17 protein-coding genes are annotated in these 25,254 nt (G+C 58.2%); 11 read left to right on the top strand and 6 right to left on the bottom strand.

Annotation, left to right across the window (positions count from 1 at the left end):
- The first annotated feature begins 91 nt into the window (after positions 1–91).
- The 5 genes from glgB to glgP are packed head-to-tail and all read left to right on the top strand — an operon-like array spanning position 92 to position 9,460.
- The gene (gene glgB, locus KK102_RS19780; protein WP_216358274.1) at positions 92–2,278 is read left to right on the top strand and encodes a 1,4-alpha-glucan branching enzyme; all 2,187 of its coding nucleotides are present in this window, start codon (positions 92–94) and stop codon (positions 2,276–2,278) included.
- Positions 2,275–4,248, top strand: coding sequence for a glycogen debranching protein GlgX (glgX, locus tag KK102_RS19775; RefSeq protein WP_216358273.1), 1,974 nt, complete (start codon positions 2,275–2,277; stop codon positions 4,246–4,248). Before glgB ends, glgX begins: the two co-directional genes overlap by 4 nt.
- A gap of 17 nt (positions 4,249–4,265) precedes the next feature.
- The gene (glgC, locus tag KK102_RS19770) at positions 4,266–5,561 is read left to right on the top strand and encodes a glucose-1-phosphate adenylyltransferase (protein WP_063144256.1); all 1,296 of its coding nucleotides are present in this window, start codon (positions 4,266–4,268) and stop codon (positions 5,559–5,561) included.
- A complete protein-coding gene (glgA, locus tag KK102_RS19765; RefSeq protein WP_089598546.1) occupies positions 5,561–6,994 on the top strand; it encodes a glycogen synthase GlgA in 1,434 nt (477 codons plus the stop codon). The genes glgC and glgA overlap by 1 nt, the downstream gene beginning before the upstream one ends.
- Before the next feature lie 18 nt (positions 6,995–7,012).
- A complete protein-coding gene (gene glgP / locus KK102_RS19760) occupies positions 7,013–9,460 on the top strand; it encodes a glycogen phosphorylase (RefSeq protein WP_126545860.1) in 2,448 nt (815 codons plus the stop codon).
- Between the two features lie 88 nt (positions 9,461–9,548).
- On the opposite strand, the gene glpD is transcribed toward glgP, so the two are convergent.
- A complete protein-coding gene (gene glpD, locus KK102_RS19755; protein ID WP_126545859.1) occupies positions 9,549–11,057 on the bottom strand; it encodes a glycerol-3-phosphate dehydrogenase in 1,509 nt (502 codons plus the stop codon).
- Positions 11,058–11,364: 307 nt separating this feature from the next.
- On the opposite strand from glpD, the gene glpE reads away from it, so the two are divergent.
- Genes glpE through KK102_RS19740 form a run of 3 tightly spaced genes read left to right on the top strand, consistent with a single transcriptional unit; the run spans position 11,365 to position 13,350 of the window.
- Positions 11,365–11,697: a thiosulfate sulfurtransferase GlpE gene (glpE, locus tag KK102_RS19750; RefSeq protein WP_008503062.1), complete on the top strand. Its 333-nt coding sequence runs from the start codon at positions 11,365–11,367 to the stop codon at positions 11,695–11,697.
- Between the two features lie 47 nt (positions 11,698–11,744).
- Positions 11,745–12,575 carry a rhomboid family intramembrane serine protease GlpG gene (gene glpG, locus KK102_RS19745; protein ID WP_126545858.1) on the top strand — a complete coding sequence of 277 codons (831 nt, stop codon included), beginning with the start codon at positions 11,745–11,747 and terminating at the stop codon, positions 12,573–12,575.
- Positions 12,576–12,591: 16 nt separating this feature from the next.
- Positions 12,592–13,350, top strand: coding sequence for a DeoR/GlpR family transcriptional regulator (locus KK102_RS19740; protein WP_008503060.1), 759 nt, complete (start codon positions 12,592–12,594; stop codon positions 13,348–13,350).
- 81 nt (positions 13,351–13,431) lie between these two features.
- Here KK102_RS19740 and malT read toward each other — a convergent pair whose 3' ends face one another.
- Complete coding sequence (malT, locus tag KK102_RS19735; RefSeq protein ID WP_126545857.1) at positions 13,432–16,137, bottom strand: HTH-type transcriptional regulator MalT; 2,706 nt, start codon at positions 16,135–16,137, stop codon at positions 13,432–13,434.
- A 574-nt stretch (positions 16,138–16,711) separates the two neighbouring features.
- On the opposite strand from malT, the gene malP reads away from it, so the two are divergent.
- Together malP and malQ are read left to right on the top strand one after the other, a co-directional pair.
- The gene (malP, locus tag KK102_RS19730; protein ID WP_216358272.1) at positions 16,712–19,105 is read left to right on the top strand and encodes a maltodextrin phosphorylase; all 2,394 of its coding nucleotides are present in this window, start codon (positions 16,712–16,714) and stop codon (positions 19,103–19,105) included.
- Positions 19,106–19,114: 9 nt separating this feature from the next.
- Positions 19,115–21,196 (top strand): 4-alpha-glucanotransferase, encoded by a 2,082-nt coding sequence (gene malQ / locus KK102_RS19725; protein WP_216358271.1) that lies wholly within the window; start codon positions 19,115–19,117, stop codon positions 21,194–21,196.
- 86 nt (positions 21,197–21,282) lie between these two features.
- On the opposite strand, the gene gntT is transcribed toward malQ, so the two are convergent.
- From gntT to gntX, 3 genes are all read right to left on the bottom strand, one after another.
- Entirely contained in the window at positions 21,283–22,599 is a 1,317-nt protein-coding gene (gene gntT / locus KK102_RS19720) for a gluconate transporter (protein WP_216358270.1), read from the bottom strand.
- A gap of 303 nt (positions 22,600–22,902) precedes the next feature.
- Complete coding sequence (nfuA, locus tag KK102_RS19715) at positions 22,903–23,478, bottom strand: Fe-S biogenesis protein NfuA (RefSeq protein ID WP_010436427.1); 576 nt, start codon at positions 23,476–23,478, stop codon at positions 22,903–22,905.
- Positions 23,479–23,539: 61 nt separating this feature from the next.
- Entirely contained in the window at positions 23,540–24,223 is a 684-nt protein-coding gene (gene gntX / locus KK102_RS19710) for a DNA utilization protein GntX (RefSeq protein ID WP_216358269.1), read from the bottom strand.
- Positions 24,224–24,259: 36 nt separating this feature from the next.
- On the opposite strand from gntX, the gene bioH reads away from it, so the two are divergent.
- Positions 24,260–25,042: a pimeloyl-ACP methyl ester esterase BioH gene (gene bioH / locus KK102_RS19705; protein ID WP_126545853.1), complete on the top strand. Its 783-nt coding sequence runs from the start codon at positions 24,260–24,262 to the stop codon at positions 25,040–25,042.
- Here bioH and feoC read toward each other — a convergent pair.
- Positions 25,014–25,253: a [Fe-S]-dependent transcriptional repressor FeoC gene (gene feoC, locus KK102_RS19700; protein WP_108417712.1), complete on the bottom strand. Its 240-nt coding sequence runs from the start codon at positions 25,251–25,253 to the stop codon at positions 25,014–25,016. The two genes, bioH and feoC, sit on opposite strands and share 29 nt — an antisense overlap.
- Between the last annotated feature and the right edge of the window lies 1 nt (position 25,254).

The following is a 25,254-nucleotide window of genomic DNA, read 5'->3' as shown; positions in this document are numbered from 1 at the left end:
GATGCACATATTTGTGCTGTCCCGTTCAGGTCACATTAAAAGTCGTCCCGGAGCGCGTAAAAAGGACGACATAAAAAACAGGATGAATACCATGTCCGATCGTGTGGATAGAGACGTGATTAATGCGCTTATTGCGGGTCATTTTGCTGACCCCTTTTCTGTGCTTGGGATGCACCGAACGGAGGCTGGACTGGAAGTTCGGGCGCTGTTGCCGGATGCCACAGAAGTTTGGGTGATTGAGCCCAAAACCGGCCGCAAGGTCGGCAATCTGGAATGCCTCGATTCCCGTGGCTTCTTCTCGGGCGTGATGCCCCGTCGTAAAAACCCTTTTCGCTATCAGCTTGCCGTCATCTGGCACGGCCAGCAGAACCTGATCGACGACCCTTACAGCTTCGGCCCGCTCCTGAAAGAGATGGATGCCTGGCTGTTGTCCGAAGGGACTCACCTGCGGCCCTATGAAACGCTGGGCGCGCATGCCGATACCATGGACGGTATCACCGGCACGCGCTTTTCCGTTTGGGCGCCGAACGCCCGGCGGGTTTCCGTTGTCGGGCAGTTCAACTACTGGGATGGTCGCCGTCATCCGATGCGCCTGCGCCGTGAAACCGGCATCTGGGAGCTGTTTATCCCCGGCGCACAAAACGGCCAGCTCTATAAGTTCGAGATGATCGATGCCAACGGCAAGCTGCGCATTAAAGCTGACCCGTATGCCTTCGAAGCGCAGATGCGCCCGGATACCGCGTCGCTGATTTGTGGGCTGCCGGAGAAGGTCGTCCAGACGGAAGAACGCAAGCAGGCCAACCGCTTCGACGCGCCAATCTCCGTCTATGAGGTGCATCTCGGGTCGTGGCGTCGCCATACCGATAACAACTTCTGGCTGAGCTATCGTGAATTGGCCGATCAGCTGGTGCCGTACGCCAAATGGATGGGCTTTACTCACCTTGAGCTGCTGCCGGTTAACGAACACCCGTTTGACGGCAGCTGGGGCTACCAGCCTACCGGGCTGTATGCGCCAACGCGCCGCTTCGGCACGCGCGATGATTTTCGCTATTTCATCAATGCCGCGCATGCCGCCGGGCTGAATGTGATCCTCGACTGGGTGCCCGGCCACTTCCCGTCTGATGATTTCAGTTTGTCGGAATTTGACGGCACGAAGCTGTACGAGCATAGCGACCCGCGCGAAGGCTATCACCAGGACTGGAACACGCTGATCTACAACTACGGCCGCCGTGAAGTGACGAACTACCTGGTGGGCAACGCGCTGTACTGGATCGAGCGCTTCGGTATTGATGCCCTGCGCGTCGATGCGGTGGCGTCGATGATCTACCGCGACTACAGCCGTAAAGAGGGGGAGTGGATCCCGAACGAGTATGGCGGCCGTGAAAATCTGGAAGCCATTGAATTCCTGCGCAACACCAACCGCATTCTCGGCGAACAGGTGGAAGGCGCGGTGACGATGGCGGAAGAGTCCACCGACTTCCCCGGCGTCTCTCGCCCTCCGTCAATGGGTGGCCTGGGCTTCTGGTACAAGTGGAACCTGGGCTGGATGCACGACACGCTCGACTACATGAAGCTCGACCCGGTTTACCGTCAGTATCACCACGACAAGCTCACCTTCGGGCTGCTCTACAACTACACCGAAAACTTCATGCTGCCGCTGTCGCACGATGAAGTGGTGCACGGCAAAAAATCCATTCTTGACCGCATGCCGGGCGACGCGTGGCAGAAGTTTGCCAACCTGCGCGCCTACTACGGCTGGATGTTCGCCTTCCCGGGCAAGAAACTGCTGTTTATGGGCAATGAATTCGCGCAGGGCCGCGAGTGGAACCACGATTCCAGCCTCGACTGGCACCTGCTGGAAGGCGGTGACAACTGGCACCACGGCGTACAGCGTCTGGTGCGTGACCTGAACCTGACCTATCGCCACCACAAAGCGCTGCACGAGCTGGATTTCGAACCATACGGCTTCGAGTGGCTGGTGGTGGACGATCGTGAACGGTCGGTGTTTGTCTTTGTGCGCCGCGATAAAGCGGGCAATGAAATTATCGTTGCCAGCAACTTCACGCCGGTGCCGCGCGAACATTACCGCTTCGGCATTAACCAGGCGGGGAAATGGCGCGAAATACTGAACACCGATTCCATGCATTATCACGGCAGCAACGCGGGTAACGGCGGTCTGGTGCAGAGCGAGGCATTCGAAAGCCACGGGCGTCCTCATTCCCTGAGCCTGACGCTGCCGCCGCTTAGCACCATCTGGCTGGTGCGGGAGGGGGAATGACGCAGCTTACGGCAGGTAATCCCGAACCGCTCGGGGCGCGCTTTGACGGGAAGGGGGTGAACTTCACGCTCTTTTCTGCGCACGCGGAGCGGGTAGAACTCTGTGTGTTTGACGGGGAAGGTAACGAGCACCGTTACGATTTACCGTCCCGCACGGGGGATATCTGGCACGGTTACCTGTCCGGCGGGCGTCCGGGAATGCACTACGGTTTTCGCGTTCACGGCGCATGGGAGCCTTCACAGGGACACTGGTTTAACCCGGCGAAGCTGTTGATTGACCCGTGTGCGCGCCGTGTGGACGGCGAGTTTAAAGACGACCCGATATTCCACGTCGGCTACGGTGAACCCGACCACCGCGACAGTGCGCCGCTCGCGCCAAAAAGCGTGGTGGTGAACGACCTCTACGACTGGGAAGACGATGCTCCGCCGCGCACGCCGTGGGGCAATACCGTCATTTACGAAGCGCATGTGAAAGGGCTGACGTACCTGCATCCGTCGATCCCCAAAGAGATGCGCGGGACCTATAAGGCGCTCGGGCATCCCACCATGATCGCCTACCTGAAACACCTCGGCATCACCGCCCTGGAACTGCTCCCCGTCGCCCATTTTGCCAGCGAGCCGCGGTTACAGCGCCTTGGTCTGAGCAACTACTGGGGTTACAACCCGCTGGCGATGTTCGCGCTCGAACCGCGCTATGCCGCCCATTCTGAAAAAGCCCGGGACGAGTTCCGCGATGCGGTGAAGGCACTCCACGCGGCGGGCATTGAGGTCATTCTGGACGTGGTGCTGAACCACAGTGCCGAAAGCGATCTCGATGGCCCGACGCTCTCGCAGCGCGGAATTGATAACCGTAGCTATTATTGGATCAGGGAAGATGGCGATTACGCCAACTGGACCGGCTGCGGTAACACGCTCAACCTCAGCCATCCGGCGGTGACGCATTATGCGTATGAGTGCCTGAAATATTGGGTGGACACCTTCCATGTCGACGGTTTTCGTTTCGACCTGGCCCCCGTCATGGGGCGCACGCCGGCGTTCAGCCAGCAGGCTCCGCTGTTTGAGGCAATCAAAAATTGCCCGGTGTTGTCGCAGGTGAAGCTGATTGCCGAGCCGTGGGACATCGGTGAGGGCGGCTACCAGGTGGGAAATTTCCCGCCGCTGTTTGCCGAGTGGAACGATCACTACCGCGATGCCATCCGCCGCTTCTGGCTGGCGCGCGATCTGTCGCTGGGGGAATTCGCAGGACGTTTTGCCGGTTCCAGCGATCTCTTTAAGCGCGACGGCAAACGTCCGTCTGCCACCATCAACCTGGTGACGGCGCACGACGGTTTCACCCTTCGCGACTGCGTTTGTTTCAATCAGAAACACAATGAGGCAAACGGTGAGGAGAATCGCGATGGGACTAACAATAACCATAGCTTTAACCATGGTATAGAAGGGTTAGGCGGAAGTCTGGACGTGATCGAGCGGCGACGCGCCAGCGTTCACGCGCTGCTGACGACGCTTTTGCTGTCGCAGGGCACGCCGATGCTGCTGGCGGGCGACGAGCACGGCCATAGCCAGCACGGCAACAACAACGCTTATTGCCAGGATAACACCTTAACCTGGCTCGACTGGGGAGAAGCAAACAGCGGGTTGACCCATTTCACCGCGGCGCTGATCCACCTTCGCCAGCAAATCCCGGCGCTTACCGCCGACAGCTGGTGGGAAGAGGGCGACGGCAACGTTCGCTGGCTGAATAAAGACGCGCAACCGCTGAGCGCGCAAGAGTGGCAACACGGCATAACCTGTCTACAAATCCTGCTGTCGGATAAGTGGCTGGTCACGCTGAACGCGACGGATGACGTCGCAGAGATTGTTTTACCTGACGGGGAGTGGCGAGCCGTTCCCCCCTTTGCCGGAGCGGATAATCCGGTTGTTATGGCTGTCTGGCACGGGCCTGCGCACGGAGTGTGCGTATTCCAAAGATGATAAAAAAGGAGTTAGTCATGGTTAGATTAGAGAAGAACGATCCCTTAATGTTGGCGCGCCAGCTACCATTAAAAACTGTTGCCCTGATACTCGCGGGCGGGCGTGGAACCCGTCTGAAAGATTTGACCATCAAGCGCGCCAAACCGGCCGTTCACTTTGGTGGTAAGTTCCGCATTATCGACTTTGCGCTTTCGAACTGCCTGAACTCAGGCATTCGCCGCATTGGCGTCATTACGCAGTATCAGTCGCACACGCTGGTGCAGCATATTCAGCGCGGCTGGTCGTTCTTCAGCGAAGAGATGAACGAGTTTGTCGATCTGCTCCCGGCGCAGCAGCGCGTTCACGGGGAAAACTGGTATCGCGGCACGGCGGATGCGGTGACCCAGAACCTCGACATCATTCGCCGCTACAGCGCGGAATACATTGTCATCCTCGCGGGTGACCACATCTACAAGCAAGACTACTCCCACATGCTCATCGACCACGTCGAAAAAGGGGCGCGCTGCACCGTGGCGTGTCTGCCGGTGCCCGTTGCTGAGGCGACGGCGTTTGGCGTGATGCACGTGGATGCCGACGACAAGATTATCGACTTTGTTGAAAAACCGGCGAACCCGCCGACCATGCCGGGCGATGACACCAAATCGCTCGCCAGCATGGGGATCTATATCTTTGATGCAGAATACCTTTATGAGCTGCTGGAAGAAGACGACAAAGACGAAAACTCCAGCCACGACTTCGGTAAAGACATCATCCCGAAAATCACCAAAGCTGGCATGGCGTATGCACATCCTTTCCCGCTGTCCTGCGTGCAGTCGGACCCGAATGCGGAACCTTATTGGCGCGATGTCGGTACGCTGGAAGCCTACTGGAAAGCGAACCTCGACCTGGCGTCCGTGACGCCTGAACTGGATATGTACGACCAGAACTGGCCGATTCGCACCCATATGGAATCGCTGCCGCCCGCGAAGTTCGTGCAGGACCGCTCCGGCAGCCACGGCATGACGCTGAACTCGCTGGTTTCCGGCGGGTGCATTATCTCCGGCTCCGTGGTGGTGCAGTCCGTGCTGTTCCCCCGCGTGCGGATAAATTCATTCTGTAATATCGACTCGGCAGTCCTGCTGCCGGATGTCTGGGTAGGGCGCTCGTGTCGTCTTCGCCGCTGTGTGATCGACCGTGCCTGCGTCATCCCTGAAGGGATGGTGATTGGTGAAAACGCGGAAGAAGATGCACGTCGCTTCTACCGTTCTGAAGAGGGGATCGTGTTAGTCACACGGGAAATGTTGCGGAAGCTGCAAATCAAACAGGAGCGATGATGCAGGTTTTACACGTATGTTCTGAGATGTTCCCGTTGTTGAAGACGGGCGGGCTGGCGGACGTTCTTGGCGCATTACCGGCGGCGCAGATCGCCGGTGGGGTCGATACCCGAGTCCTGTTGCCCGCCTTCCCGGATATCCGGCGTGGTATTCCTGATGCAAAGGTCGTTACCCGCCGTGAAACCTTCGCCGGACGCATCACCCTGCTGTTTGGACATTACAATGGCGTAGGGATTTACCTGATCGACGCGCCGCACCTGTACGACCGACCGGGCAGCCCGTATCACGATACGAACCTGTTCGCCTATACCGACAACGTGCTGCGCTTTGCGCTGCTCGGCTGGGTGGGGGCGGAGATGGCCGTCGGGCTGGATCCGTTCTGGCGACCGGATGTGGTACACGCGCATGACTGGCATGCGGGCCTGGCGCCTGCGTATCTGGCGGCGAAAGGCCACCCGGCGAAATCGGTCTTTACCGTACACAACCTGGCGTACCAGGGCATGTACTATGCCCATCATATGAATGACATCGATCTGCCATGGTCGTTCTATAACATGCACGGTCTGGAGTTTAACGGGCAGATCTCGTTCCTGAAGGCGGGGCTGTACTACGCCGATCACATTACGGCGGTGAGTCCAACCTACGCGCGTGAAATCACCCAGCCAGAGTTTGGCTACGGTCTGGAAGGGCTGCTGCAACAGCGCCACCGTGAAGGCCGCCTGTCGGGCATTCTGAACGGCGTCGATGAAAAGATCTGGAGTCCGGATACCGATCTCCTTTTGGCTGCGCGCTATGGCCGCGACTCGGTGGAAGACAAAGCCGAAAACAAACGCCAGCTGCAGATTGCGATGGGGCTGAAGGTGAACGACAAGGTGCCTCTGTTCGCCGTGGTCAGCCGCCTGACCAGCCAGAAAGGGCTGGATTTGGTGCTCGAAGCGCTGCCGGGGTTACTGGAGCAGGGCGGCCAGCTGGCGCTGCTCGGCGCGGGCGACCCGGTGCTGCAGGAAGGTTTTCTTGCCGCCGCCGCAGAACATCCGGGGCAGGTGGGCGTGCAGATTGGCTATCATGAAGCGTTCTCGCACCGCATCATGGGCGGGGCTGACGTCATTCTGGTGCCGAGCCGCTTTGAACCCTGCGGCCTGACGCAGCTCTACGGCCTGAAATACGGCACGCTGCCGCTGGTACGCCGCACGGGCGGGCTAGCGGATACGGTGTCCGACAGCTCTCTGGAGAACCTGGCGGACGGTATCGCCAGCGGCTTTGTTTTTGAGGACAGTAATGCCTGGTCGCTGCTTCGCGCGATTCGGCGTGCGTTCGTCTTGTGGTCCCGTCCATCGCTGTGGCGTTACGTACAACGTCAGGCGATGTCCATGGACTTTAGCTGGCACGTTGCGGCGCAGTCCTACCGCGACCTTTATCAACGCTTGATGTAACGAGGCGAAGTTACTGATATGAACGCTCCATTTAGCTATTCTTCACCCACGCTCAGCGTTGAGGCGTTAAAGCACTCCATCGCCTACAAGCTGATGTTCACCATCGGGAAAGATCCGGTTATCGCCAACAAGCACGAGTGGCTGAACGCCACCCTGTTTGCGGTGCGTGACCGCTTAGTCGAACGCTGGCTGCGCTCCAACCGTGCCCAGCTCTCACAGGAAACGCGTCAGGTTTACTACCTGTCGATGGAATTTTTGATTGGCCGCACCCTCTCCAACGCGCTGCTGTCGCTCGGTATTTATGACGACGTCAAAACCGCGCTGGAGGAGATGGGGCTGGATTTAGAAGAGCTGATTGACGAAGAGAACGACCCCGGCCTCGGAAACGGTGGTCTGGGCCGTCTTGCCGCCTGCTTCCTCGACTCGCTGGCGACGCTGGCGCTGCCGGGCCGCGGGTACGGCATTCGCTATGATTACGGCATGTTCAAGCAGAACATCGTTGATGGCCGCCAGAAAGAGTCCCCGGATTACTGGCTGGAATACGGCAACCCGTGGGAGTTCAAGCGTCACAACACGCGCTATAAAGTGCGCTTTGGCGGGCGTATTCAGCAGGAAGGCAAAAAATCCCGCTGGGTCGAAACCGAAGAGATCCTCGCCGTGGCCTATGACCAGATCATCCCCGGCTATGACACCGACGCCACCAACACGCTGCGCCTGTGGAATGCCCAGGCCAGTAGCGAGATCAACCTCGGTAAATTTAACCAGGGTGACTACTTTGCGGCAGTGGAAGATAAAAACCACTCCGAGAACGTGTCCCGCGTACTGTATCCGGACGACTCGACCTACTCCGGCCGCGAGCTGCGCCTGCGTCAGGAGTATTTCCTCGTTTCGGCGACCATTCAGGACATCCTTAGCCGTCATCACCAGCTGCACAAAACCTACGCCAATCTGGCGGAGAAAACGGCGATTCACCTCAACGACACGCATCCGGTGCTCTCCATTCCGGAACTGATGCGCCTGCTGATCGACGAGCATAAGTTCAGCTGGGATGACGCCTTTGAAGTAACCTGCCAGGTGTTTTCGTACACCAACCACACGCTGATGAGCGAAGCGCTGGAAACCTGGCCGGTGGATATGCTCGGCAAAATTCTGCCGCGCCATCTGCAGATTATCTTTGAGATCAACGACTACTTCCTCAAGACCCTGCAGGAGCAGTACCCGAACGATACCGGCCTGCTGAGCCGTGCGTCGATCATCGATGAATCCAATGGTCGCCGCGTGCGCATGGCCTGGCTGGCAGTTGTCATTAGCCATAAGGTCAACGGGGTGTCCGAGCTGCACTCGAACCTGATGGTGCAGTCCCTGTTTGCGGACTTCGCGAAGATCTTCCCAACGCGTTTCTGCAACGTGACCAACGGCGTCACCCCGCGCCGCTGGCTGGCGCTGGCCAACCAGCCGCTCTCTGAGGTGCTGGACGAGAATATCGGCCGTACCTGGCGCACCGATTTGAGCCAGCTGAGCGAGCTGGAACAGCACATTGATTTCCCGACGGTGAATAAAGCCGTGCGTGAAGCCAAGCTCCTCAACAAGAAGCGTCTGGCGGTCTGGCTGGCGATGCATCTGAACGTGGTGGCGAACCCGAAAGCGCTGTTCGACGTGCAGATCAAACGTATTCACGAGTACAAACGCCAGCTGATGAACGTGCTGCATGTGATCACGCACTACAACCGCATCAAGGCCGACCCAACGGCTGACTGGGTGCCGCGCGTGAAGATCTTTGCCGGTAAGGCGGCTTCCGCCTATTACATGGCGAAGCACATCATTCACCTGATTAACGACGTGGCGAAGGTGGTGAACACCGATCCGGACATCGGCGACAAGCTGAAGGTGGTCTTCATCCCTAACTACAGCGTGAGCCTGGCGCAGCTGATCATCCCGGCGGCGGATCTCTCAGAGCAGATTTCCACGGCGGGGACGGAAGCGTCCGGCACCAGTAACATGAAGTTTGCCCTGAACGGCGCGCTGACCATCGGCACGCTGGACGGCGCGAACGTCGAGATGCTGGAGCATGTGGGGGAAGAGAATATCTTTATTTTCGGTAATACCACGGAGGAGGTGGAGGAACTGCGCAGGCAGGGCTACAAACCGCGTGAGTATTATGAAGAGGATGAAGAGCTGCGTCAGGTGCTGACCCAGATCGCGACCGGGTTGTTTAATCCAGAAGAGCCGGGACGCTACCGTGACCTGGTGGATTCGCTGATTAACTTTGGCGATCACTACCAGGTGCTGGCGGATTATCGCAGCTACGTGGATTGTCAGGACCGGGTGGACGAGCTGTACCGTCAGCAGGAGAAGTGGACCATCACCGCGATGCATAACATCGCCAATATGGGGTATTTCTCGTCTGACAGGACCATCAAGGAGTATGCCGAGACGATCTGGCATATTGATCCGGTGAGGTTGTAAAAACAAAGCCGGGTGGCGGCTTCGCCTTACCCGGCCTACTTGATCCCGTAGGCCCGGTAAGCGTAGCGCCACCGGGCGTTTTTTCACATCAGGACGCGAGCGACAATTCACGCTTTCCCGCATGCTGCTGCAGCCACTGCGCCACGCGAGACTGCTGCTCGGCGTTGAGCCACATCCCTTCTTTGGTACGACGCCAGATAGCATCATCCAGGCGGCGAACCCACTCGTGCTCCACCAGGTAACGCAGCTCGGCTTCGTACAGCTCGTGACCGAAATGCTCGCCCAGATCGGCCAGCGCTTTCGCGTCACCCAGGAACCGCTCGGTGTTGCTGCCGTAGGTGCGGGCATAGTGGCGCGCCATACCTTCGGTGATGAACGGGAAGCGACGGCGCAGCTTCGCGGCGTAATCATCGCGGTTGTCGCCGATATCACCGCCGGGCAGGACCGCGCCTTTGGTCCATGCCGGGCCAATGCCTTTATAGTACGGCGCCAGTTTTTCCAGCGCGTGCTCGGCCAGCTTGCGGTAGGTGGTCAGCTTGCCGCCAAACACGGACAGCAGCGGCGCCTGGCCGTCTACGTCGTGAATATCGAGCGTATAGTCGCGGGTGATGGCCTGCGGTGAGTCAGACTCGTCATCGCACAGCGGACGCACGCCGGAGTAGGTCCAGACCACGTCATCGCGTGACAGCTGTTTCTTAAAGTGCGCGTTATACACTTTGAGCAGGTAGTTCACTTCGCTCTCGTCGATCTCGACGTTCTTCGGATCGCCTTTGTACTCCACGTCGGTGGTACCGATGATCGAGAACTCGTCCATCCACGGGATCACAAACACGATGCGCTTGTCTTCGTTCTGCAGAATGTAGGCCTGCTTCTGGGTATGCACGCGCGGCACCACAATATGGCTGCCTTTGATCAGGCGAATGCCGTACGGAGAAGGCAGGTGCATGCCGTCATCGAAGAACTGCTTCACCCACGGGCCGGTGGCGTTCACCAGGCCGCGCGCTTTCCAGCTGAACTTCTCGCCGGTATCCACGTCTTCCGCTTCCACAATCCACAGGCCGTTTTCACGACGCGCGGCGGTGGCGCGGGTACGGGTTTTCACCTCGCCGCCTTTCTTCTCAACCATCTGCGCGTTCGCCAGCACCAGGCGGGCATCGTCCACCCAGCAGTCGGAATATTCGAAACCGCGCACGATTTCAGGCTTAAGGACCGATTCTGAGCCAAAACGCAAACCGTTCGAACCCGGCAGGCTGGTGCGCTTACCCAGATGATCGTACATAAAAAGACCAATTCGGATCATCCACGCCGGACGCAGATGCGGGCGATGGGGCAGGCGGAAGCGCATCGGAATCGCCAGATGCGGGGCCATTTTCAGCAGCACTTCGCGTTCGGCCAGCGCTTCACTGACCAGGCGGAATTCGTAGTGTTCCAGGTAGCGCAGGCCACCGTGAATCAGTTTGGAGCTGGCGGACGAGGTCGCGCAGGCGAGATCGTTAGCTTCCAGCATCAGTACGGATAAACCGCGTCCTGCGGCATCGACCGCAATACCGGCACCGTTGATGCCACCGCCTATCACAATCAGATCTTTGGTTTCCATAACACCCTCACGCACTTTCGTTAAAGCTCAGAAATGTTCGATATCGCTCATAATAGCAAAGGAACGCGCTTTTGGTAACATCAAAAAAACAATTTAGAGTGATATGGATAACATAATGGCGTTTACCCGCCGCCAGGACGTACACTACGGGGTAAAATAGTGCGGTCTGATGCCCTTTCCCCTCCCCTCACCCTAACCCTCTCCCCGGAGGGGCGAGGGAATGGTTTGCTCCCTCTCCCTTATAGGGAGAGGGCTGGGGTGAGGGTCAGCAAGCCGCATAAAATCTGAATAATCGAAAGAGAACACCATGGATCAGTTTGAATGTATTAACGTAGAAGAAGCCCACCAGAAGATGCACCAGGGAAAAGCGGTGCTGGTGGACATCCGCGATCCGCAGAGTTTTGCGATGGGCCACACGCCGGGCGCGTTCCATCTCACCAACGACACGCTGGGCGCGTTTATGCGCGATAACGACTTCGACACGCCGGTGATGGTCATGTGCTACCACGGCAACAGCAGCAAAGGCGCGGCGCAGTATCTGCTTCAGCAGGGTTACGACGCGGTGTACAGCGTCGACGGCGGCTTCGATGCCTGGCATCGTCATTTCCCGGCAGAAGTGGAATACGCTTTTGAGCGCTGATCCCGCTATACTGTCCCCTTTTGTGTGGAAATAAGCGACCGTCGCCCATGTTGATGATTACTTCCTTTACCAACCCGCGCGTCGCCCAGGCGTTTGTCGACTATATGGCGACGCAGGGCGTTATCCTGACCATTCAGCAACATAACCAGACCGACGTTTGGCTGGCCGACGAGAGCCAGGCCGCGAGGGTCAATGAAGAACTGGCGCGTTTCCTTGAGAACCCTGGCGATCCGCGCTATCTGGCGGCAAGCTGGCAATCCGGCCACACCGGTAGCGGGTTGCACTACAGCCGCTTTCCCTTCCTTGCCACCATCCGCGAACGCGCAGGACCGTTTACGCTGCTGCTGATGGCGGCCTGCATTATCGTCTTCATCATTATGAACGTGGCGGGCGACCAGAGCGTAATGATTGCCCTGGCGTGGCCGTACGATCCGTCGCTGCAGTTTGACGTCTGGCGCTACTTTACCCACGCGCTGATGCACTTCTCGGTGATGCACATCCTCTTTAACCTGCTCTGGTGGTGGTATCTCGGCGGTGCCGTTGAAAAACGTCTGGGCAGCGGCAAGCTGATCGTTATCACCATTATTAGCGCCCTGCTGAGCGGCTATGTGCAGCACAAGTTCAGCGGCCCGTGGTTCGGCGGATTGTCGGGCGTGGTATACGCCCTGATGGGCTACGTCTGGCTCCGGGGCGAACGCGACCCTGAAAGCGGCATCTATCTGCAACGCGGTTTGATAACCTTTGCGTTAATATGGCTAATTGCCGGATGGTTTGATCTGTTTGGTATGTCTATCGCCAACGGTGCGCACGTCACCGGGCTGGCCGTGGGGCTGGCGATGGCCTTCGCCGACACGCTTCATGCGCGAAAACGAACATAATTCTCAGGGATAATTGATGAAACAAACACAACGTCATGACGCCATTATCGAACTGGTTAAAAAACAGGGATACGTCAGCACCGAAGAGCTGGTAGAGCAGTTTGCCGTCAGCCCACAAACCATCCGTCGTGACCTGAACGACCTGGCCGATCAGAACCGCATTCTTCGCCACCACGGCGGCGCGGCGCTGCCGTCCAGCTCGGTCAACACCTCCTGGCATGACCGTAAAGCCACGCAGACGGCAGAGAAAGAGCGCATTGCCCGCAAGGTCGCCAGCCAGATCCCAAACGGGGCAACGCTGTTTATTGATATCGGCACCACGCCGGAAGCGGTGGCCCATGCGCTGCTGGATCACGAGAACCTGCGCGTGGTCACCAACAACCTGAACGTGGCCAACACGCTGATGCAGAAAGACGATTTCCGCATCATCCTCGCGGGCGGCGAGTTGCGAAGCCGCGACGGCGGGATTATCGGCGAAGCGACCCTCGATTTTATCTCTCAGTTCCGCCTCGACTTCGGCATTCTGGGGATCAGCGGCATCGACAGCGACGGCTCGCTGCTGGAGTTTGATTACCACGAGGTGCGCACTAAGCGTGCGATCATTGAAAACTCACGCCACGTGATGCTGGTGGTAGACCATTCTAAGTTTGGTCGTAACGCGATGGTGAACATGGGCAGCATCAGCATGGTGGATGCGGTCTACACCGACGTGATGCCGCCGGCGGGCGTGATGCAGGTGATTAAGGATAATAATCTGCAGCTGGAATTGTGCTAACGGTTGTGTCGGGTGGCGCTGCGCTTACCCGACCTACAAAACCCGTAGGCCCGTGCAAGCGTAGCGCCGCCGGGCAATGAATTACACTCCGTATCCCATCATCTTCAACAGCTGCTGCGCATGCTGCACCGCATCCTGTCGATGCGCCACGCCCAGCTTCTGATACAAATTGCGGATATGCGTTTTGATGGTGGTCGCCGCTACCGCCAGCTCGCCGGCAATCTGCTCGTTGCTGTAGCCTGAATAGATCAGCCCGAGAACCTGCCATTCGCGCTGGGTGAGCGGGCTGGTTCGGATAAGCTCCGGCACTTCCGGGTGGTTCAGCAGACGTTCAACGAAGTTCTCATCGAAGTGCGCGAACTTGTGCCGATGGTGCTGGTTAATCTCGCGCAGAATACGCTGAGCGCGATGCTGATCCAGTTCCGGCAGCGTATTGAGCTGAATAAGCTGGCGCAGCTGCTGCGCCATGACTTCGCCTTCAATGACAAAGTGGCTGACAAACCCGGTGCGGTTAGCCAGCTGTAGGGCTTCCAGCAGCACGCGCTGGGCATCATTTTTACGCCCTGCCTGCCAGTAAAGCTGATTCAGCAGCAGCAGGTTGCGGTTCAGGTCGCTCATCAGCCGCAGGCTGCGCGCGTTCTCGTTTAGCTCTTCCAGCACGATCTCAGCCGGTTCAAACTCACCCAGCAGGATCTGCGCGCGGGCAATGTTGCGCCACTGGCTCTGCAGGAAGTGGTTGTTGGCAAATTCCGGTTTCGGCGTCTGACGCAGCCAGTTGGCGGCGGACTTTTTATCGCCGGTCATCTGCCAGTAAATCACCCGAACCTTATCGGCGTTTGACACCCAGTCGCTGTGATACTGACCGTTGCCAAGCAGGTTCTCCAGGCGGTTAAGGTGGTTGCGGGCGTTATCGAGATCGCCGCGCGCCAGCGAGCACTGGACCAGCAGCGCCAGACACTGCAGCTGCTGCTGCGGCTGGAAGCTGGAGAGTACGTCTACACCCTGACGGGCGCAGCTTTCGGCCTCGTCCAGACGCGACCACGCCCACAGCAGCTGAGCGCGAATACGCAACAGGAACTCGTGCATCGGCAGCTGTTCCAGGTGCTGTTCACGAATTAGCTGGAACGCTTTTTCCTGATTTTCCCAGGCGGCCTGCAGGAACCCCTGCGCAAATAAAATCTCGCTCTGTTGGATCAGGCTCCACAGCGCGTAGTGCCAGACATCGTGCCGACGCGCCATCTGTTCGGTTTGCTGCATCAGTGAAAGTGAGCGGGTGAGGTCGCCCTTGCAGTGCAGCACTTCGCCGTGCACCGAGGTCGCCACGATGCGGCTGTAGAAGTTTGCCAGCGGCAGTTCATCCAGCGCGACCATCGCCAGGCGTTCTGCCTCTTCCGGGTCACCGTCGTTAATGGCCACCTGAGCGCGCAGGGCGTTGAACTCGCCGTGCAGGGTGGTATCCATCTCGCTTTCCATCTCCTGCTCGGCGCGCGCCAGCAGGGTGTTAACTTCGCTGTAGCGGTGCTGGCTCTGCATCAGCCAGGCCTGCAGCAGCACCAGACGCGGGTTCTCCAGCAGGCTTTCCCACGGCAGCGCTTTTAACGACTCTTCGAGCAGCGTCAGCTCGCTGTGGTTGAACAGGCCCCATGCATGGTTGAGGAGGATATCGCGCAGCATGCTGGCATCACCGGCGGCCAGCGCGTGGTGGATGGCCTCGCTCGGGAAGCCCTGTGCCATCCAGCTTTCGGCAGCGGCGCGGTGGATCTCCGGCAGTTCAACCGCCAGTTCCCACTGACAGCGCTGGCGCAGGAAGCTGCCAAACAGCGGGTGATAGCTAAACCACTCGCCGGGGTCGTCCATGCGCGTCAGAAACAGCCCCTGACGTTCAATCTCTTCAAGCTGCAGCTGGCCGTTCTCACAGCCGGTGACGCGCACGATCAGCGCATCGTTCATGGAACGCAGCAGGGAACTTTTCAGCAGGAAATTGCGGGTGGAGGGATCGACGCTGTCCAGCACCTCATCCACCAGATAATCCGAAAGGTGGCTGGCGTTGATACCCGCCAGACGCCGCGCGGACTGATGCGCCGGACTGTTGTTTTGCCGGGCAGAAAGCGCGATAAGCTGCAGCGCCGTGGCCCAGCCCGCGACATCATCACACAGGCGGCTGCTTTCGGCGGCCTCAATCGGCGAGGTCAGGCGGCAGTCAAAGAACTGTTTCGCTTCCTGGTGGGTGAAGGCCAGCTGCTGGCTGCCCACTTCGAGAAGCTGATCGCGCACGCGCAGGTTGGCGATACCCAGCTGCGGCAGGTTACGCGACAGGACAACTAAGGTCAGGTTTTCCGGCTGATGGCGCAGGAAGAAGCGCATCGACTCGTGGATCACCGGGTTTGTGATCAGATGATAGTCATCAATTACCACGTAAAGCGGACGATGCCATTCCGCCAGTTCGATAAACAGCTGTGAGAAAAGGGAAGACAGGCTGGCGTACTGGCGCTTTTGCACCATCACCTCGCTGGCGACACAATGCCCATTGGTGGCCTGTTGGATCGCAGCAATCAAATAGCTGGCAAAACGCTCTTGCTGGTTATCACCCTCGTCGAGGGAGTACCAGCCAAGATCGCTTTTACCTGCGGCCCATTGCGAAATGAGCGTTGTTTTTCCATAACCTGCAGGGCTCGTAACCAGCGCCAGTCGGAAATTATGCGCGCCGGAAAGTTTAGCCAGCAGACGCTCGCGGACCACTGTATGGTCAAGACGAACCGGGCGACTTAATTTAGACGGAATCAACATAGGTTTCACTTCACTGTGGGGAACGAGAGATTTTATTTTTTTTGCGCTTCGTAATTAATGGATATAAGGTCGGCCAATAAGTTAACTATTGCAAGTTATGTCTGGATTTGGTGGCTGTGAATTTGCACTCTGTCACAAAACATTCAGGCAGAAGATGGAACTTTCTGGAAAGGTCTTTGATGCCCCGTCAATGCTGGCTTGTATGGCTGTGCTGCGGCTACGCTGAAACTGGTTTCAGAAAGGGATAGTGACGTTAAATTTAATATACGCCTGGTAAAGTTAAGGGAGATAAATAATCTCCTTAGTTATTACCCGATTGCAGAAATATTATTGTACGTAAGTAATCATTTCCGCGTGGAATAATTTCTTACGAAACTGCATTTCATTTTTTTGACACTCTTCCAGGATATCTTTTCTTCCGCCGTGCACACTTACAGAGTGGCCTCGATCACACTTTTATGCTCATCCCCGCTACTCCTCCCTGTCTAATCCCCCTCGGGAGGAGGAAGAGGGGAAATGAGCCAGGCACACTAGCGCCAACATGTGTTTTCTTTCTACAGGATGCCAATTCCCTATGTCACAGCCTACCTTCAACAAAGCTCAATTCCAGGCTGCCCTGACGCGTCAGTGGCAGCGTTTTGGCCTTCGTGCTGCAAACGAGATGACGCCTCACCAGTGGTGGCAGGCGGTGAGCGGTGCGCTCGCAGAGCAGCTGGATGCTCAACCGGTGGCGAAGCCTGTTAAAGGCCAGCGCCACGTGAACTATATCTCGATGGAATTCCTGATCGGCCGCCTGACCGGCAACAACCTGCTGAACCTCGGCTGGTATCAGGAGGTGGGGGACGTGCTGAAAGAACACGACATTAACCTGACCGACCTGCTGGAAGAAGAGACCGACCCGGCGCTGGGGAATGGTGGTCTGGGGCGCCTGGCAGCCTGCTTCCTTGACTCTATGGCAACCGTTGGTCAGTCCGCGATTGGCTATGGTCTGAACTATCAGTATGGCCTGTTCCGTCAGTCGTTTGCCGACGGGCATCAGATGGAAGCACCGGACGACTGGCATCGCAACACCTATCCGTGGTTCCGCCACAACGCGCAGCTCGATGTGCAGGTCAGCATTGGCGGGAAAGTCACTAAGCAGGGACTCTGGGAACCGGCGTTCACCCTTACCGGTGAAGCCTGGGATCTGCCGGTGCTCGGCTACCGTAACGGCGTGGCGCAGCCGCTGCGCCTGTGGCAGGCGAAGCATGCGCATCCGTTTAACCTGACCAAATTCAACGACGGCGATTTCCTGCGCGCCGAGCAGCAGGGTATCGACGCCGAGAAGCTCACGAAAGTGCTCTACCCGAACGACAACCACCTGGCGGGTAAAAAGCTGCGCCTGATGCAGCAGTACTTCCAGTGCGCCTGCTCCGTGGCGGATATTCTGCGTCGCCATCACCTGGCGGGCCGCAAGCTGGCGCAGCTGCCGGACTTCGAAGTGATTCAGCTCAACGACACGCACCCGACGATTGCGATCCCGGAACTGCTGCGCGTGCTGCTCGACGAGCATCAGCTGAGCTGGGACGACGCCTGGGCCATCACCAGCCGTACCTTTGCCTACACCAACCACACCCTGATGCCGGAAGCGCTGGAGTGCTGGGATGAGAAGCTGGTGAAAACGCTGCTGCCGCGTCATATGCAGATCATCAACAAGATTAACGACCAGTTTAAAACCCTGGTGGATAAAACCTGGCCGGGCAACAAAGCGGTCTGGGCGAAGCTGGCGGTGGTGCACGACAAACAGGTGCGCATGGCGAACATGTGCGTTGTCAGCGGCTTTGCCGTTAACGGCGTGGCCGCGCTGCACTCGGACCTGGTGGTGAAAGATCTGTTCCCGGAATACCACCAGCTGTGGCCGACCAAATTCCACAACGTGACCAACGGCATCACGCCGCGCCGCTGGATCAAGCAGTGCAACCCGCTGCTGGCCGGCCTGCTGGACAAGACCCTGAAGAAAGAGTGGGCCAACGATCTGGACCAGCTCATCAACCTGGAAAAACAGGCTGACGACGCGACATTCCGCGAGCAGTACCGCGCGATCAAGCTGGAGAACAAGGTTCGCCTGGCGGAGTTTGTGAAAGTGCGTACCGGGATTGAGATCAACCCGAATGCCATTTTCGATATCCAGATCAAACGTCTGCACGAGTACAAACGCCAGCACCTGAACCTGCTGCACATTCTGGCGCTGTACAAAGAGATCCGCGAGAACCCGCAGGCTGACCGCGTGCCGCGCGTGTTCCTGTTCGGTGCGAAAGCGGCGCCGGGCTACTACCTGGCGAAAAATATTATCCTCGCCATCAACAAAGTGGCGGCGGCGATCAACAGCGATCCGAAAGTGGGCGACAAGCTGAAGGTGGTGTTCCTGCCGGATTACTGCGTCTCGGCGGCTGAAATGCTGATCCCGGCGGCGGATATCTCCGAGCAGATCTCTACCGCAGGGAAAGAAGCGTCCGGTACCGGCAACATGAAGCTGGCGCTGAACGGCGCGCTGACCGTCGGTACGCTCGACGGAGCAAACGTCGAAATCGCCGAGAAGGTGGGTGAAGAGAATATCTTCATCTTCGGCCATACCGTGGAAGAGGTGAAAGCCATCAAGGCCAAAGGCTACGACCCGGTGAAGTGGCGTAAGAAAGACAAAGTGCTGGACGCGGTGCTGAAGGAGCTGGAAAGCGGCAAATACAGCGACGGCGACAAGCACGCGTTTGACCAGATGCTGCACAGCATGGACAAACACGGCGGTGACCCGTATCTGGTGATGGCTGACTTCACGGCCTACGTTGAAGCGCAAAAACAGGTCGACGTGCTGTATCGCGACCAGGAAGCGTGGACCCGCGCGTGCATCCTGAACACCGCCCGCTGCGGCATGTTCAGCTCTGACCGCTCAATCCGTGATTATCAGGCCCGTATCTGGCAGGCAAAACGCTAAGGAAGCGCGATGGAGAGTAAACGTCTGGACAGTGCCGCGCAGGCGGCGGGGATCAGCCTCAGTTACATCAATGCGCACGGCAAACCGCAGTCTATTGGCGCCGACACCAAAAGACGTTTGCTGGACGCCATGCACAAAGCCGACGCGAAAGCGTCGGCTGCGCCGGTGCCGAACGTGAAGGTATTCACCGCAGGCAAAAAGATGCCGCTGGCGGTGGAGGGGCGCGGCGAGTTTAGCTGGCTGCTCACCACCGAAGAGGGGCATCAGCACAAAGGCCACGCCACCGGCGGCAAAACGCTTAACCTTCCGGCGAAGCTGCCGGAGGGCTATCACACCTTAACGCTCACCCAGGATGACCTGCGTTTTCACTGCCGGGTGATCGTCGCGCCAAAACGCTGCTACGAGCCGCAGGCGCTGCTCGAAGGCAAAAAGCTGTGGGGCGCCTGCGTGCAGCTCTACACCCTGCGTTCCGACAGCAACTGGGGTATCGGTGATTTTGGCGACCTGAAAAAGATGCTGGTGGATGTGGGCGAGCGCGGCGGCGCGTTCATAGGCCTCAACCCGATCCACGCGCTTTATCCGGCGAACCCGGAGAGCGCCAGCCCGTACAGCCCGTCGTCCCGTCGCTGGCTGAACGTGATTTACATCGACGTTAACGCGTTAGATGACTTCAAAAACAGCCAGGAGGCGCAGGCGTGGTGGAACCTCAGTACCACGCAGCACGCGCTGAAGCAGGCGCGTGACGCCGACTGGGTGGACTACGCCACCGTCACCGCGTTGAAAATGGCGGCACTGCGTCTGGCATGGAAAGGTTTTGCGAAGCGCGATGACGAGCAGATGACGGCCTTCCGTCAGTTTGTCACCCAGGAGGGCGAGAGCCTGTACTGGCAGGCGGCGTTTGATGCGCTGCACGCGTATCAGGTGAAAGAGGACGAAATGCGCTGGGGCTGGCCGGTCTGGCCGGAAGCGTATCAGACCGTCGACACGCCTGAAGTGAAAGCCTTCTGCAAAAAATACGCTGACGAGGTGGACTTCTACCTGTGGCTGCAGTGGCTGGCGTACAGCCAGTTTGCCGCCTGCTGGCAGGTGAGCCAGGGCTACAAGATGCCGATTGGCCTGTATCGTGACCTGGCCGTCGGCGTGGCGGAAGGCGGCGCGGAAACCTGGTGTGACCGCGAGCTTTACTGTCTGAAAGCCTCCGTCGGCGCGCCGCCGGATATCCTTGGCCCGCTCGGCCAGAACTGGGGCTTGCCGCCGATGGATCCGCACGTGATGGCGGCGCGCGCCTACGAGCCGTTTATCGACCTGCTGCGCGCGAACATGCAGAACTGCGGGGCGCTGCGTATCGACCACGTGATGTCCGTGCTGCGCCTGTGGTGGATCCCGTACGGTGAAACGGCCGACCACGGGGCGTACGTGCAGTACCCGGTTGACGATCTGCTGTCGATCCTGGCGCTGGAAAGCAAGCGTCACCAGTGCATGGTGATCGGTGAAGATCTCGGTACCGTGCCGGTGGAAATTGTCAGTAAGCTCCGCGACAGCGGCGTCTACTCCTACAAAGTGCTCTATTTTGAAAACGACCATGAGAAAACCTTCCGCGCGCCGAAAGCGTACCCTGAACAGTCAATGGCAGTCGCGACGACGCATGACCTTCCTACGCTTCGTGGCTATTGGGAAAGCGGCGACCTGACGCTCGGCAAAACGTTAGGTCTCTACCCGGATGAAGAGGTGCTGCGCGGGCTATATCAGGATCGCGAGCTGGCGAAGCAGGGGCTGCTGGACGCGCTGCATAAGCATGGCTGTCTGCCGAAGCGCGCCGGGCATAAGGCGTCGCTGATGTCGATGACGCCAACGCTTAATCGTGGCTTACAGCGCTATATTGCAGACAGCAACAGCGCATTGCTCGGTCTGCAACCGGAAGACTGGATTGATATGGCGGAGCCGGTAAACATCCCCGGCACCAGCTATCAATACAAAAACTGGCGACGCAAACTGTCCACAACGCTTGAAGCGATGTTCGCCGATGACGGGGTGAACAGGTTGATTAAGGATTTGGACAAGCGCAGAAGAGCGGTGGGTAATAAGCGGTAGTTTCACCCTCACCCTAACCCTCTCCCAGAGGGAGAGGGAATAGAATGTAGGCCGGGTAAGCGTCAGCGCTACCCGGCTTTTTTACATCAAACCACCATATTCAACAGCAGCACCCCGACCAGACCGCACACCGAAATAATGGTTTCCAGCGCGGACCAGGACTTGATGGTTTCACCGATGGTCAGGTTGAAGTACTCCTTGAACAGCCAGAAGCCCGGATCGTTCACGTGGGAGAAAATCACGCTGCCCGAACCGACCGCGATAACCATCAGCTCAGGGCTTGCGCCCGTCGTGGCAATCAGCGGCGCAACGATACCACCCGCGGTAATCGCCGCAACGGTTGCAGAGCCCAGCGCGATACGCAGCACCGCGGCAATAGACCATGCCATCAGGAGCGGCGATACGTTGGTTTCATGCATCATGGCAGCAATGTATTTATCCACGCCACTGTCGACCAGCACCTGCTTAAACGCGCCGCCACCGCCGATGATCAGCAGCATCATGGCAATGATTTTGATGGAAGAGGTCAGCGTGTCGTTGATCTGATCCATAGAACGACCACGGTTAAGACCGAAGGTGAACATGGCGATCAGGACCGCAATCAGCGTTGCCATCACCGGGTCGCCCAGGAACTCCGCAACGGACAGGAACGCGTGACCTTTCGGCAGAACCATCTCTGCTATGGCACGCATCGCCATCAGAATGACCGGCACCAGAGAAGTCCAGACGCTGACGCCAAAGCCAGGCATCTCTTCTTCGGTAAAGGTTTTGGCGCTGTACAGACCTTCAGGAATCGGCTTATCGATGCCTTTCAGGAAGCGCGCATAAACCGGGCCTGCCAGAATCACGGTTGGGATTGCCAGAATCGTACCGAACAGCAGGGTTTTACCCATATCCGCGTGGAAGATGGTGGCGATAGCGGTTGGACCCGGGTGCGGCGGCAGGAAGCCGTGGGTCACGGACAGCGCCGCGGCCATAGGCACACCGACATACAGCAGCGGGATATTTGCCGCAGCCGCGATGGTGAACACCAGCGGCAGCATCAGCACGAAGCCCACTTCATAGAACAGCGCGAAACCGACGGTAAAGCCGGTTAACACCACCGCCCACTGAATGTTCTTCTTACCAAATTTGGCGATCAGCGTGGTGGCGATACGCTGCGCGCCACCGCAGTCCGCCAGCATTTTGCCGAGCATGGCGCCGAAGCCCATGATCAACGCCAGGCTACCGAGCGTGCCGCCGACACCGGCTTTAATCGAGCTGATGACTTTCACCAGCGGCATCCCTTGCATCAGACCGACTGCAAGTGCCACCAGAACCAAAGCGATAAATCCGTTCATTTTGAAACGGATCATCAAGAGCAGTAATAACACAACACCGATAGCGACGATGACTAATGGCATGATTTACCTGGCCTTTGAATTGTTATGGGTAACGTCATTGTTTCAACGACAAATTCCGATTGTCCCAACTGGGAACAGAGCGTTAACGGCACTCATACTGATACCTGCGAAACCATTAAGTTTAGTCGGCTGTTATAAGGGTGCTGAGTGCCCACGAGAATGATACGGGTAACATGATGTGATTGAGAATCACCCAGGCTGGTAAAATTTAAATTATGAGATGCAGGTCAACATATAGAGGGGGGCAAGGGAAGGTAGGCCCGGTAAGCGAAGCGCCACCGGGCAAGTCAGACGGGTACTGAATTAGTAGTAAGAGTGCTCGCCGCGCTGGTGCTCAGTCAGATCGCGCACGCCTTTCAGTTCCGGGAATTCGTTCAGCAGCTGCTTCTCGATCCCTTCCTTCAGGGTCACGTCGACCATAGAACAGCCGTTACAGCCGCCGCCGAACTGCAGGATCGCCAGACCGTCTTCCGTGATTTCCATCAGGGTTACACGGCCGCCGTGTCCTGCCAGCTGTGGGTTGATCTGCGATTGCAGCAGATACTCAACGCGCTCCATCAGCGGGGCATCATCAGACACTTTACGCATTTTCGCGTTCGGCGCTTTCAGGGTCAGCTGCGAACCCAGCTGGTCTGTGACAAAGTCAATTTCCGCATCGTCAAGATACGGCGCGCTCAGTTCATCGACGTAAGCGGTGAGCTGTTCAAATTTAAGGGCAGTGTCGGTGGCTTCCACAGCGTCCGGAGGACAATAAGAAACACCACATTCTGCATTCGGAGTGCCTGGATTGATCACAAACACGCGGATCTGCGTCCCTTCTTCCTGATTTGCCAGCAGTTTGGCAAAGTGCGCTTGTGCAGAATCGGAAATACGGATCATAGCTTTGGCCTAATAGTTGACTAAATTACCTGGGTATAATCATACGCCCATTGAAGAAGGGCTACAAGGTACGGCACAGACACCATACCTGAACCGACGCGGCGCCGCTTTGCAAAAGCAGTCGGGAAAGTTCAGCAACGGTACTGCCCGTGGTGACGACATCATCCACAAGCGCGATATGGAGGCCGTGAACCGGCAATTCAAGGCGGAAGGCATTTTTCAGGTTTCTTTTGCGAAGCCGCGCGCTGAGCTGGTGCTGTATTGCGGTTGCCTGCACGCGCCTGAGCGCTGAGGCAGCGTAACGGCATCCGAGCCAGCGGGCGAGCGGACGACAGAGCAGGTCGCTTTGGTTATAGCCGCGCCGCCAGTGGCGACGGTGGTGCAGGGGGACATTCATCAGCATGTCGACCCGCGGTAGCGCGCGCGTTCGTCGTGCCTGCAACACGGCGAGAAGCAGCAGGCGGGCAAGGGGCGTCGCCAGTACGCTTTGGTGGGAAAACTTCAGCGCGTGGATAAGCGAACTGAGCGGCGGAACATAATTATCCACCGCCACAAGCGCTTGCCACGGCGGCGCTTTTTTCAGGCAGCGACCGCAGGGGATCGCCAGGCTGACCGCCGGTAACCCACACTGCGGACATCCGGCGATGCGTCCTTCCAGCGCACGAGTACAGACGGAACATATCCCCCAGGCGCTGAGCGCAAGCGGCATTCGGCATAGCCAGCACAAGCCGGGCACTGTTAGCATAGGCAACCTCCATGTAAAAAAAGAGAACGATAGCTGATGAAGACGCTGTGGTGGCAGACCGTCGGGACGGGAAATTGTCATCTTGTGCTGCTGCACGGATGGGGACTGAATGCGGAAGTGTGGCGTTGCGTAAGTGAGGAACTCGCCTCGCAATTTACGCTGCATCTGGTGGATTTGCCGGGCTATGGCCGCAGCCGCGGCTTTGGCGCGATGTCGCTTGAAGAGATGGCGCAGCAGGTTTTGGATGCCGCGCCGCAAAACGCCGTCTGGCTGGGCTGGAGCCTGGGTGGGCTGGTGGCAAGCAAAATCGCGCTGGAAAACCCCAATCGCGTGAGCGCGCTGGTTACCGTGGCCTCGTCACCGTGCTTTAGCGCGCAGGACGCGTGGCCGGGGATCAAGCCTGAAGTACTGGCCGGCTTCCAGCAGCAGCTAAGCGAAGACTTCCAGCGGACGGTGGAGCGTTTTCTCGCGCTGCAGACGATGGGAACAGAAACCGCGCGTCAGGACGCGCGCACGCTGAAACAGACCGTGCTCTCGCTGCCGATGCCTGACGTTGAGGTGCTTAACGGGGGGCTTGAGATCCTGAAAACGGTCGATCTGCGTGAACCGCTGGCGTCGCTGGCGGTCCCGCATCTGCGTATTTATGGTTATCTGGACGGGCTGGTGCCGCGCAAGGTGGTTCCGCTGCTGGATGACCTGTGGCCGGATAGCCAATCGCTGGTGGTCGCTAAAGCGGCACACGCGCCGTTTATCTCGCACCCTGGCGAATTTTGTTCGGCGCTGTCCGGCTTTATTCGCGCAGTGCCCACCACTCCCTGAGGCAGGCCTTCCCTTCCGGGCAACGTTTACAGCTGCCGGACAAACAACCGTCCGGCTCTTCCTGAATGCGCACGGCTTTTCCCATCGCTTCGAGTCTTTCCAGCATGGCATCGATCATCGGCTGGGGCGTATGCAGGCTGAGGCTCAGCTGCGTTGCCTCCATGCGCCCCTGTAACGCCAGTAAATCACGAACCTGAATCAACGATGCCATC

This window comes from Enterobacter quasimori (assembly GCF_018597345.1).
GTDB classification, from domain to species: domain Bacteria; phylum Pseudomonadota; class Gammaproteobacteria; order Enterobacterales; family Enterobacteriaceae; genus Enterobacter; species Enterobacter mori.
Note: the sequence above shows the minus strand (reverse complement) of the source record. Positions and strands in the feature narration are given on the sequence as shown.